This is a genomic window from Parabacteroides johnsonii DSM 18315, assembly GCF_025151045.1.
Lineage (GTDB): Bacteria > Bacteroidota > Bacteroidia > Bacteroidales > Tannerellaceae > Parabacteroides > Parabacteroides johnsonii.
On record NZ_CP102285.1, the window covers coordinates 961,459 to 974,453 of the forward strand.

Sequence of the window (12,995 nt, forward strand, 5' to 3'; positions counted from 1 at the left end):
TAATTTAAGTATTTAGTGATTTATGAAAAGTATTATAAAAAGATATTCAGAGAATCCGATATTAACCCCTGGAAACTTACAATTATCAGATTCATCTATAGAGATTATGTGTCTGTTGAATCCTGGAGTTTTTGTTTATAAAGATAGAATTGGTTTATTGCTTAGAGTGGCGGTTCGACCATTACCGAAGCCTGGTTTTGTTTCGATATTGACTGCAGGAGATAGAGGTTTTCATATAATGGACATTGCAACAGATGATAAAAATTTGGATTTATCAGACCCTCGTGTCTTAACTTATAAAGGTGATAATTATTTGACGACATTGTCTTATTTGCAGCCCATGTTTAGTGATGATGGTATTAATTTTTATGAAGATGCTGATTATCCGGGTATATATGGAAAAGATGATTATTCAACTTTTGGAATAGAGGATTGCCGTGTGACATTTTTGGAAGGAAAGTATTATCTTACCTTTACGTCTGTTTCACCGATGGGAGTTTGTGTTGCAATGAAGATGACAAAGGATTGGGTACACTTTACGGATATGGGACTCATATTGCCTCCGCACAATAAGGATTGTACATTGTTTGATGAAAAAATAGAGGGGCGTTATTTCCTTTTACATCGTCCAAGCAGTCCGGAAATAGGTGGAAATTATATTTGGTTGGCAGAGTCTGAAGATTTATTGCATTGGGGAAATCATCAATGTGTGGCAACAACACGACCTGAGATGTGGGATAGTGCTCGAATTGGTGCTGGTGCTGCTCCGATTAAGACAGAAAAGGGATGGTTGGTTATTTATCATGGTGCGGACCAGCGTAATCGTTATTGTTTGGGAGGACTTTTATTGAGTTTAAGTGAGCCCTCGAAAGTGTTGGCGCGTTCTAAAGATCCTTTGATGGTTCCTGAGGCGGATTATGAAAAAGTAGGATTTTTTAGTGATGTCATTTTTACTAACGGGCATGTGGTAGATGGAGATACAATTACCATTTATTACGGTGCTTCTGATGAAGTGATTTGTAAAGCAACAGCTTCCATACAAGCTATATTGGATAGTTTAGAGTCATATTGAATTCATATGAAAGAGTTAAAATTGTTTTTAAGCCAGCCTCACAATACTCGCATATTGTTGATTACATCTTTGATATATGCTTTTGTTTTGCCTGTTGTGGATATTTTTGTGGCAGCATATATTATGCGGAACTCATCCGAAGCGGGGCGTGTCGTTTTGTATCAATTGATGGTTTATTCCGGTATACCGATTACTTTTTGGTTGAATGGTTTTTTGCTAAAGTGGATCAAACCGAATTATCTATATTCTTTCGGGATGTTGTTAAGTGGTTTCTCTATGCTGATTATGATATCATTACCAGAATTGCATATACAAGGAATAGCTGTTGCCGGATTAGTGATGGGGATGTCTTTCGGCTTTTTCTGGTCTAACCGAGACTATTTGGTGATTGTTAGTACAACAGATGAGAATCGAAATTATTATTATGGAGTTGAGACTTTTTTTAATACTTTGACGTTTGTTGTCGTACCTGTTATTGTAGGGCTGTTTATTTCAAATGCGACAGATTATTCTTGGATAGGCAATATAAATAAGGCGTACGAGTTTGTCATTTATGTAGTAATGTTTTTGGCAATTATTGCTTCTTTGATTATTTGCAGAGGAGATTATGAGAAACCTACTTCTTCAAAATTTGTGTATTTACGTTTTGAACCGGTATGGTATAAAATGTTGCTTGTCGCATGGGGTAAGGGTTTGGTACAAGGGTTTATTGTCACTGCACCGGCAATGTTGATTATGAAATTGGTCGGAGAGGAGGGAGAGTTGGGCATCGTGCAAAGTATCAGTTCGTTGGTTACGGCTTTAATGATGTATGTGATAGGGCGTAATTTGAAACCGAACAGACGGCTGGTTGTGTATTTTGTGGCTGTTTGGCTTTTCTTTATAGGAGCATTGACTAACTCGTTGGTTTTTAATTATTATTCGGTCTTATTCTTTTTGTTGTGCATGATTGTGGCTCGTCCATTGTTTGATATGGCTTATTTCCCTATTCAGATGCAGGTAATAGATTATTTGTCTGAAAAAGAGGATAGAAGTGAGTACTCTTATATTTTCAATCATGAATGTGGTTTGTACATCGGAAGGGTGTTCGGTTGTGGCTCTTTTATCGTATTGGCTTTTTGTGTTTCTGATAATGCAGCTTTAATGGTTACATTGCCAATTGTGACTTTGTTGCAAGCGATTACGTATTGGATGGTTAAAAATATACTAAAGAAAATAGAAAATGAGGTTGACTGACAGATAGATCTATTGTGAAGTGAAATTTATTGTTAATAATATGAATACCATGAATATAAAGTTATTTAGTCTTTTTTGTGTGATGTTTTTACAAACATCTATTGTTTATGGGAGGGATACTTTATTTGTATCTCCCAGTGGAAACGGTGATGAGTACACTCGTGTGTCTCCGGGAAATATTGCAAAAATAGGTTATCGATTGGCATCGATAAATAAGCAATGTGATCATTTGGTGGTTTATCTATTGGGGGGAGTTTATGAACTAAATGAGCCATTGCTGATAACTTCAAATGAAAAAAACAGTCATATTGATACATTGACTTTTGCGGGTAGTTCTTCTGAGGTTGCTGTTTTGTCCGGAGGGAAAACAGTTTCTCAATGGAAACAAGTTAAAAATGGAGTTTATAAGGCAGCACTTCCAAGTGGAGTAAATTTCAGACAATTGTATGTAAATGATAAAATGGAAATACGTGCTCGTTTCCCAAATCGTACAAATGAAGAAGATTACTCTCCTTATAATAGGGTTGTTGGTTTTGATGAAAAGGAACAGACTGTTTCTGTTCTTAGTAGTGATATGGAAAACATGGCCTTGACTGTTGGATCAGAGATGGTGATTAATCATCATTGGTATCAGAGTCGGTTTAGAATAGATTCTTTTTTTTCAAATGATCATAATTTTGTCATTAAACCTGAAAAAAACGCATGTAAACATCTGTTTGAGTTGACTTATGCTAAAATGTTGGCTTCCGGTAAACCTTACTATTTTGAAAATGCCTATAATTATTTAGATCAAGAAAGAGAGTGGTTTTTTGATAGCCAATCATCTATGTTGTATTATTATCCTCCTAAGAATAAAAAAATAGATTCTTTAAATGTTGTTTATCCTGTTTTGGATTGTGTGTTGAGGATCATGGGGACGAAAGAAAAACCGATAGAGAATATTCATATTCGGAATATAAAATTAGGATATTCGAATTGGTTACTTCCTTCTTCAATCGGGATAATAGGAACACAGGGGGTACAAGGGAGAGGATATACCGGAGAAATGGAAAGAGGTATTTTGGAAGTAGAGTTTGCCAATGAGATTCAAATTTCTCATTGCCAGTTTGTTGGAGCAGGTGATAATGGAGCTGTATTTGTCAGTGGGGTGAAAAATAGTTGTGTCATTCATTCTCATTTTGATCAAATAAGTGCGAATGGACTTGTAATAGATACTTATAGAAAAGGATTACAGCCAAAATCAAATGTGTGTGAAAAGATTGTGATTGAGGATAATTTGATAGAGAATGTTGGAATGCATTATACGAATGGGATGGGAATAATAGCCAGCTATGTGGCAAAGACGGTTATTCAGTATAATGAAATTTGTTATGGACGATATACGGGTATTCAGTTGGGGAATCATTTTGGGGACAATATTTCTGTCATGCGAGATAATATCATACGGCGTAACAACATTCATCATGTGATGCAGCTTCATGATGATGGAGGAGCCATTTATACGTTGGCGTTGCAACCTGGAACTTGTATAAAAGAAAATTGGATGCATGATTTTGGACGATGTGAATGGGCTGATAATTTTCCAGTCAATGGTGTGTTTTTAGATAATAATAGTGGATATATCCGAGTACAGGATAATGTATTTACAGATTTAGACACGGTGGATCGAATAAAAGAGCAATGTGCAGGGAATGCAACAACTCGGGATAATATACTGGTTAATAATAATTCTCAAGACAGTGAGGTGAAGGAAATAGCTGGTTTTAGAGGTCGGGTTGGTGTGGTGATTTCCAACTTTATGGAGTGATAACGGTATGAATTAATTAAAAATAGAAATCATATGTGGTGTGGCAGGATGATAAGATTAATGTTCGTTTTCTTTATGTTTATTCCCTTATTTGCTTCGGCTTCAACAAAATGGTATAAATGGAATGAGGATAAAATATCAATAGAATTGAAGGACTATTTAAATATTTCGGAAATGAAGTGGCCGATTACTTTATTACGTTATAAAGTAGACATTGCTAATGCACGGGTCAGTGATCCGAAAAGTTTTGAATTAATAGATGAAACAGGAAAATCAATTTCTTATCAGTTGACTGATTTGGAAATGGATAAAGGTTTGATAAGTAAAGCTACTTTATGTTTTTTGTCAGATTTACCTTCAGGGACAACAAGAAAATTTCAATTAGTTCTTAGAGGGGATAAACCGTTATCAACAAATTCAAGTCATTTAAAAATAAGATCATCAGCGTTTTCAGACGTTGTTTCAAATGGACAGGTACGTTTGGAAATTAATAAAAAATTATCATCGGATGATCGTGCTATTATTGTAAAATTAGGGAATAATACAATGTGGTTGGGTAATTTATTATTACCAGAAAGGGAGAATTTAACCGATTATCAAGTTATGAAAACAATAGATGGGGATGTGTTTTGGGAATATCATTTTCGTTTTTGTTTTGAAGGATCCAAGAAATATGACTTGAGGCTACGTTTAATTGACGGAATGGATTATGTTGAAATGGATGAATCGATGGTGGGGTTCAATAAGGATGACCAATTGTCATTGATTCTTGATTGGAACAATTTTAAACCGGAAATTCGTTATTGTCCAACTCGTGCTTCGCAAATAAATAAAGAAGGAAAAGGATATACAAATTATCAGTGGGAGCCGATTGAGGGCTTGTCGCTGAAAAAAGATGGAGATAGCCATCCAAAAACAAATGTAGATCAGCGGAATAAAGAAGATGGAATGCTTCCGTTTCGATTGTCTTCGTACCATAATTGGATGACTTGGTGGAGATTACATACTGCGGCGTTTTGGAGTGAAAAAACAGATCAATCGATTGGAATTTATATTAATGATTTTGAAAAATGGAAAGATCCATCTTATCCGTTGTGGGGGAGTAAAGAATACCTTTCTGTCGAATATTATTATAAAAACGGACAGTTTTATTGGAAGTATCCATTAGTAGAGGGAACTCGTTCTACCTCTATTGCTTTATACGCTCATCAAAAGGATAGAGAAATTGTTAATCAGACCAATAAACCATTGGTCTATATAGATTATTTACGTCGTTGGTATGGATGGATTTCTCTCAATAAGACGAAGGACTGGATATTGGATTATGATTCTGACTATTCAACGCATCAGCCTTTTTATCAAAAGATGAGTCTGCATCAGTTGAAGCCTAATCCTAAAGGAGTTTTGGAACGGTTAAAGCGGAATGTGAAGGAAATGGCTACTGCCGGAGAGCGAAGTTTCGGACCAACACCGGTTGGAGCAAGAGAATACTTAGAGACATTGACTCCTTTGTTGGAGGTATCGGAAAGTCAGTTTTCCAAAGTTGATTATAAACAGGCAAGAGCATATTATTTATTTATGAATTATGTTTTTATGGATGAAGCTTTGATGCCGATGAGAACAATGTTGAGTGGACATCCGAATTTTTTAGGAGATTTAAAAGCAATTGCTGGTGCTGTAGCCTTTTTATATCCGGATCATCCTGAAGCAAAGTTATTTGCTGATCATTTTGATAAATCTATGGAATTAAATATGCGATATCATATAAGACCGGATGTCGATACTTGGAATGCAAAAGGAGGGCGTTCTACAGAAAATTTATCTTGCTATACGTGGGCTTTTTTACGCCCTACTTTGAAAACATCATTTTTGCTTCATCATTATTATGATGGTAAAAATAGGATGTTGCATCCCAACGTTTCTGCTTATGGCAACTGGTTGTTGAACACATTGACATCTCCTCTTCTTGAATTGGGAGGAAGGAGAGCGATACCTCCTCAAGGTGCTCATTCGAGAAAACCGAATATTCCGGATTTATTAAATACGTTTGGACAGGAGTTGAAATATTATGATCCTCTTTTAGCAGAACATATTTTTTGGGAAACTCACCCTGATGATATGCGTTTTGAGTCACGTAAAGAGGCAGATTATTGGGCTATAGCATCAAAGAATGAACGTACGTATGAAAAAGGAACCAATCCTCGTTTGCATTCTGACAAATTTACAGGATATGGGTTTGTTCTTAGAAAAAATTATGGAGAAAAAGATGAGATGTATGTTAATTTACAGCAGATAGATGACGGGCCTAATTATCGTTGGGGAAGAGCCGGTAAGGGAGGAAATGGTATTATCTATTATTATGCAAATGGAAAAAGGTATAGCCATAATGGAACGGAAGATGTAGGCGATGGACCTTTTGGTGATGTTGAGCGCGCTACTAATTTCGGTGTGAGAAAGGAAGGAATTTATAGGGGATTAGGGAGTTATAGGAGTATAGGACGTAATGATTTGACAGAACCATTGTTTGACTTTGGCTTTGCTCAGTTTGCTTCTATATTGGCAAATGAAGAAGTTCGAAGCCATTATAACTCTCGTAGTGTATTGATGGCTGACAACGATTATATTGTAGTATTTGATGATGTGGCAAGTTCTGAAGTGGAAGGTTGTTTCTCTTGGTTTGTTGGAATCAACGATGAATTTCCTTTTATCAAACAATTGACTCCGGGCTGTAAAGGAACGAAAGTGGATGTGGTTCATTCATCGAGTCCTTATCATAAGGATAAATCAACTCCTGAAACAAAAGGAATGAGGTTTGAAGGAAAAGGTGATTTTCTGACATTTGTATCTCATCGATTGGATTTAAATGTGCAATATAACGATAATGTTTGTTTGGTAAATCATCCGGGAGGTCAAAAGGATTGGGTGTTCAGAAGCGGTAGTCCTATCCTTTATAATAAGAATGGAGTCAAGTTTGATGGGACATCGGGATTTATACGTAAAAAATTGAAAGAGCATTATCAGGCTGCATTGTTTAATGGTAAACAGATATCGGTTCCGGGTATTACGATTATGCTTGATGATAAATATTGTAATAATGGTGTAAGTTTAGAAGTTGTGGATGGTAAATATAGAGGTAAAATACAATTAATCCGGCCTGCATTGTTAAAAATGGTATTGGATGAAGAATTGGATGCTTCTTATGGTTTTTATTTGAATGGATTGCAAGCTTATCCGCAGAAGATAGGTGACCGTACATATTTATTTGCCTTGGATGCGGGAAATTATGATTGGTTGTTGACAGATGAAGGAGCGATACCTGGGACAACGTGTATAACAAAAAGTATCAGTGGAGATAGTTGGTGCGAACTATATTGGGAGAAAGTACCAGGAGCAACCTCTTATCAAGTATGGTTAAGTTCTGATTATGGAAAAACGTGGGCATTGTATAAAAAAAATATAACATCTATCGATTGTAAAATAATCAATCAAAAGCAAAATAGTAAGATACATGCTCGTGTGGTAGCAGAGGCTCAAGGTGGTATAGGGGAAGCTTCTGGTGATTATCCAATCTATTTTTCAAAAGAAAAGGCTCATGCTCCGGAGGGATTAAGGTTAACATTGGAGAAAGGAATATTAGAAGTCACTTGGGGGCAGGTGCTGGGTGCTGATCAATATGTGCTTTATTGTCGGAAGCGTGGTGCTGATCATTTTGATTGTGTGTATAGGGGTAGTGCACGACGGTTTAGGATGGAATTTTCAAATAAAGAAATTTATGAATTGTGTGTAACAGCAAAAAATGGAAATAAAGAAAGTGATAAAAGTATTATTTTGAGTACTGATCCTGATTGTTTTTTGAACTGGGATCCTGTACCTGGTGATAAATTTAGGCGTGATCCTGAAAGCCAAGAAAATGGGTATATAGAATATAATCCATTTATGGAAGAAAAAATGAAAATGTTAACATATCCTGAATAAATATGAAAGTTATGAGACTGTTTAGATTAATGAAATTGTTTTTCATAATAAATTTATTGGTGATTTGTTCTGTAAAAGGGGATGAAGTTCCTTTTATTTTTAATTATACAGAATCAGCTGAACCGGGTGAAACCATCGGTTTGCAGGGGTATGGATTTGGTGAAAAATCAAAAATTTGGTATGCTTTATTGAATAATGAAGGAACAGAAGTTAAGCCTTCTAAGGAATTAATGGCATTAACTCAGTCTGATATTTATATTGCAGTGCAGATTCCTGAAGCAGAGCAGACAGGGGTTTATGCTATTTGGGTCGTAAATAATGATGTATGGAGTTCTCCAGTTTTTATTAATAAGGCCCGCGTTAAGACAGCAGAATTTGACGAAGTTATGCCTGGATGTAGGTTTAGAGTTTTTGGGAGTAATATGAAGATTGGCGATTTTAATACTATGGCTCGGCTGGTTGATAAATTCGGTGTTTCGTATAATGTCACGATGAAAAGCATTGATGACAATATTGCTGAGTTGACGACTCCTGAAAACTTGAAAGTAGGTGAAAGTTATAAACTTTATGTGAATAATGGAGCCGGTGGGGAAATGGGGGAGTCTGTGTTTGAAGAATCTCTTTTTGTGCGTGAAAAGAAAGATGATTTATTAAGGTTGGAAGTGCCTTGGGGAGGAGATTTTGATTTTGCGAAAAATGTTTACAATGTGAAGACTGATAAACGTTTGCAGTTAAAAGCAATGGGGGATGGAGTGACAAATGATCAAAAGGCCATTCAAAAGGCTATAGACATGGCTGCTTCTCAAGGTGGTGGTGTTGTTTATTTACCGGCAGGCAGTTATAAAATCGAATATGAATCCGGGTGTGGAATATTGATGCAATCGCGTGTCGTTTTACGTGGTGCAGGAAAAGAAAAGACGATTATAAAGTATGGATATGGCAAACCTTTTTCAACTGAACGAGTTAAGGGAAAGTATGGTTGGCCATTAGGCTGGCCGGATTGTCGTTTGGAAGGAATGGGGCTGGTTTTTCCGGGATTTATTTCAACATGTGGATTGTCTGATTTGTCATTTGTAAATGTGAATGAGTGCGGTCATTTTCTGCATACAGTGAAAAATATGCCGGAAGGAGGTGAAAAGGTCTTTGTTAAGAATTGCTATTTTGATTTTAGTAATGGGTGGGGATTGACTTTGGTGAATATAGATAAACTATTGGTATCTAATTCTGAATTTAAAAGTATGACGGTTGATGTTAGAGGTATAAATGCTCCAACACGTACTTGGCCATGGGATTTTAAAAATTCATATAATATGATTGTTCGTGATAATCATTATTTTTATAATGCAGGGAGATTTGGAGTGAATGGATGTCATCATGCCCTTTTTGAAAATAATGTTTTTGTTCGTAACGGGGATTATCAAGCCAAGGGAGAAACTGGTGGATTGAATATGGATTATGTTACTGATATGATAATTTTAAATAATTCCTTTTTGGTTAAAGGGCATCCAATACTTGCTCGTAATCAAGGAGAAACAATCTTAAGCCAAGGCGGTGATCCCAATCAGATGACGTTGGGAACAGTTAGTGAAGCTACAGCTATAACAATAAAGGATAGCAAACAAGAATGGCAGGATTTTACAGATCGAGTAAGTACTGCCTGGCAATATGCTGTTCATCCCACAAATTATATGGTAGCAATTGTCTCTGGAAAAGGTGCCGGTCAGTGGCGTACAATTATTCATAATAATGACACTGTTCTGACAGTGGATAGACCATGGGATGTGATTCCGGACAAAGGGAGCCATTATATTATTAACCAATGGTCTGCTTATCAGTTGTTAGTAAAAGATAATATGCTGAAAGACAATCATCAGGGAATTATGATGTATTGTGGAGGCAATGATATAGCTATTGTTGGAAATAAACTTACAAATTCAAGTGGAATTTATTTAAGAGCAGACCAGCGGATGGCTAAAAAAAGATATAACCTCTTATGGAATACGGTCGTTTCGGGAAATCAGTGTGTAGATACGGATGGAAGAAGGGCTGCTTTTGTAAGTTTGTTATTAGCAGTGGAAAAGGATCAAGATTTATTTGGTATTGGAGCATTGGGAGTGGTTGTTCGTCGGAATACGGTGAAAGCTTATATTCCAAATGTGACGAACAGTCCGATTAAGGCAGAAGGCTTTTTGAATTATATGGGAGAACAAGCCGCTGGAAATTCAAAGATCGGGGTGAATGTACCGGGTATTTTAGGGAGTGTTTGGGAATATAATAACGCGATCAATACAGATAATGCTTTCATTATAGGGAAGGGAACTCATCATGTAATAATAAAAAAGAATCAGCTGGAAAATGTGCCGAATCCTATATTTGATTTGATCGATAAAAAACAAAAAATGGGAGCAAAATATATAGTTACGGATATAAAATGAATATGAATATGAAAAAAGTATTTTGTGGAATTCTTTGTGGTCTGTTATGGGGAGGGAGTAATGTTAATGCTCAAAAAGTATTATCTCAGGAACAAGCAGAGTTGCAACAGTTAAAAAAGTATGAACAAAACAATCCTCCTAAAATAAATATGCCTTTGTTGGTTGCAGAGGAGAATGAGGATTTATTCGGTGCCCGTTTAATGCGTTCATCTACATTATTAGCGACAAGCAGCCCTGAACGAAAACAACCTGTTTTTGTACTGATTTATGGTCAGTCTATCACAGGTAGTAAAAGTTTTACAGATAATATACGGGAATATTTAGAGCAAAAATTTCCGTATGCAAATATACGGGTTGAAAATCGTTCTATCGGAGGTTTTGGTGGTGAACAGTTGATAAGGCCTGCGGTTCATGATGTTTATCGTGCTTGTCCTGATTTGATAATATTTCATGTTTATGGAGGTGAAAAACATGGAGAATTGGAAACCTTTTTTAGTAATGTTCGTAGATATACTACAGCTGATATCATTTTAATGAATCATCATATTAATGGGAGTCAGGATGTGATTAAGTACAATCCTTCTTCATATAACTATTTGCAATTTATAGCGAATAAATATAATTGTGAATTAGTGAATGTTACTAGAAATTGGAGTCGATATTTGACAGAAAATAATTTACAGGTGAAAGATCTTTTACGTGATAACACACATCCTAATCGAAATGGGAATTGGTTGATGGCTCAGTTGATAGGTCGTCATATACAAGTGAACACTTTATATCCAAGCGATTGGTATAAGATGGTTCGTAGTTATTATGTGAATACGGCGTCAGATGTAAATGCAGATAATCCGATTCGGTTTATAGGTGAACCTTGGAAAATAGAAAATGGGGTTGCTTGTGGTGAAAAAGGGAAATTGCGTTTGGATTTTGAGGGCAGTCGGGTAGATATTGTCGCGGGAATATTGCCGCCAGGAAAGAAAAGGGGATCTGCGCGTATTTTTATTGACGGTAAACCTGTTTCTCAAAATAAATCATTATATACAATTACTCGGCCAAGTGCAGGACCCGGAACTTGGTTCCCTCTTGTTCGTCGAATTGAACATAAATCAGCTTTGATTCCGGAAACCTGGATGTTGAAAGTTACAGCAGTAAATTCTGATTCAACAGTTTGGTCATTCGATGTGTATGGCTCTAAAACAGGTTTTGACGGTTCCGGAACCAGTGACCGTTCTTTTGTTTCAAAATCAGGGAGAGTTGTAATTCAAATGGAAGATTTTATGTTTGCTAAAATTAAAGCAGTTTTTAAAAATGTCACCAAGCCGGGCTTTGAGGCGACTTGGAAAGTAGAGCCTCTTTTTGTGGATATTTATAAATCTCCTATAATTGAGGATGAAAAAGTAGTTTACAAGACAACGATTGTTCAAGGGTTGACTAATTCTGCCCATACATTGGAAATAGTCCCGATTGGTGATGGTCTTGTACCTATTGAGGCGATAGAAGTACATCAACCACCTTTGAAATAGTTTTTATGAAACGGATAGGTTGGATATTATTTTTGCTTGGTCATGCTCTCAATATGTTTTCTCAAGTTTCGATAGAGAAACTTTCGGGATCGTATTATGAGATAACCTTGAATGGACAAAAAATGTTGATTGATGCAGGTTGTGGGGGACGGATTGTGTCGTTAAAGAGTAATCGGCATGAATTGTTGTTGCAAGATAGTATAAATCCTATCAATTATGGTTCAACTCTTTGGGTAAGTCCTCAGGATTGGGGGTGGCCTCCACCTGCTATTTTGGATCGTGGCAGATATTCGGTACGAATTGAAAACAATTCATTGATGTTAAGTAGTGGGGTTGACGATTTAATGAAATGTAAGATTGAAAAAACGATTCATTCGGTAGTTGGAGATACGTCATTTGTCATTGAATATAAAATTATAAATGAATCCGATATAATCTTAAAGTATGCTCCCTGGGAAGTGACCCGTGTGCCTGCCGGGGGGATTACTTTTTTTCCTGAAGGACCAGCCGGAGGGAAGAGACAGTCTAAATTGAATATTATTAAGCATGAAGGCATAGTTTGGTTTTATTTTGCCCCGTTGTTGGTTAATGATCATCAGAAACTATTTTATAATGGGAAGGAAGGGTGGTTGGCTCATCAAACAAATAGTTTACTGTTTATCAAACGATATCCTGATATTAGCTATGAGCAAGAAGCGCCAGGAGAAACGGAGGTGGAATTGTATATTCATAAGAATAGAACTTATATGGAATTGGAAATTCAAGGAGAGTACGTTTCTCTGTCTCCCAAAGATACTATTGTTTGGAAAGTCTGTTGGTTTTTGCGAGAGAGACAAAACAAAATCGAAACGGATGATGAGCGAAAGAATGTTCTATCTTACGTTAGGAGGCTGGTTAATGGTGAAAAATGATTTATTCAGATTGGCGGGTTTCTTTTTTAGTGA

Annotated in this window: 7 protein-coding genes; all 7 read left to right on the forward strand. The window is 36.3% G+C overall.

The genetic code is table 11. The features are described from left to right. The first annotated feature begins 22 nt into the window (after positions 1–22). The 7 genes from NQ564_RS04035 (at position 23) to NQ564_RS04065 (ending at position 12,962) form a co-directional block, all read left to right on the forward strand. Complete coding sequence (locus tag NQ564_RS04035; RefSeq protein WP_021862614.1) at positions 23–1,072, forward strand: glycoside hydrolase family 130 protein; 1,050 nt, start codon at positions 23–25, stop codon at positions 1,070–1,072. Positions 1,073–1,078: 6 nt separating this feature from the next. Then, positions 1,079–2,308, forward strand: a complete 1,230-nt coding sequence (locus NQ564_RS04040; protein ID WP_087375494.1) for an MFS transporter — start codon at positions 1,079–1,081, stop codon at positions 2,306–2,308. Between the two features lie 49 nt (positions 2,309–2,357). After that, the gene (locus NQ564_RS04045; RefSeq protein ID WP_008158342.1) at positions 2,358–4,115 is read left to right on the forward strand and encodes a right-handed parallel beta-helix repeat-containing protein; all 1,758 of its coding nucleotides are present in this window, start codon (positions 2,358–2,360) and stop codon (positions 4,113–4,115) included. 75 nt (positions 4,116–4,190) lie between these two features. Further along, a complete protein-coding gene (locus NQ564_RS04050; protein ID WP_129649807.1) occupies positions 4,191–8,090 on the forward strand; it encodes a hypothetical protein in 3,900 nt (1,299 codons plus the stop codon). A gap of 11 nt (positions 8,091–8,101) precedes the next feature. Then, positions 8,102–10,525, forward strand: a complete 2,424-nt coding sequence (locus tag NQ564_RS04055) for a right-handed parallel beta-helix repeat-containing protein (protein WP_165352358.1) — start codon at positions 8,102–8,104, stop codon at positions 10,523–10,525. Between the two features lie 8 nt (positions 10,526–10,533). Further along, positions 10,534–12,051 (forward strand): SGNH/GDSL hydrolase family protein, encoded by a 1,518-nt coding sequence (locus NQ564_RS04060; RefSeq protein WP_129649811.1) that lies wholly within the window; start codon positions 10,534–10,536, stop codon positions 12,049–12,051. Between the two features lie 5 nt (positions 12,052–12,056). Next, positions 12,057–12,962: a hypothetical protein gene (locus NQ564_RS04065; RefSeq protein ID WP_008147680.1), complete on the forward strand. Its 906-nt coding sequence runs from the start codon at positions 12,057–12,059 to the stop codon at positions 12,960–12,962. Positions 12,963–12,995: the final 33 nt, after the last annotated feature.

Coding starts and splice junctions, on each gene's coding strand:
- NQ564_RS04045 (WP_008158342.1), top strand. CDS start 2,358: ATGAATATAAAGTTATTTAGTCTTTTTTGTGTGATGTTTTTACAAACA.
- NQ564_RS04065 (WP_008147680.1), top strand. CDS start 12,057: ATGAAACGGATAGGTTGGATATTATTTTTGCTTGGTCATGCTCTCAAT.
- NQ564_RS04060 (WP_129649811.1), top strand. CDS start 10,534: ATGAAAAAAGTATTTTGTGGAATTCTTTGTGGTCTGTTATGGGGAGGG.
- NQ564_RS04035 (WP_021862614.1), top strand. CDS start 23: ATGAAAAGTATTATAAAAAGATATTCAGAGAATCCGATATTAACCCCT.
- NQ564_RS04050 (WP_129649807.1), top strand. CDS start 4,191: ATGTTTATTCCCTTATTTGCTTCGGCTTCAACAAAATGGTATAAATGG.
- NQ564_RS04040 (WP_087375494.1), top strand. CDS start 1,079: ATGAAAGAGTTAAAATTGTTTTTAAGCCAGCCTCACAATACTCGCATA.
- NQ564_RS04055 (WP_165352358.1), top strand. CDS start 8,102: ATGAGACTGTTTAGATTAATGAAATTGTTTTTCATAATAAATTTATTG.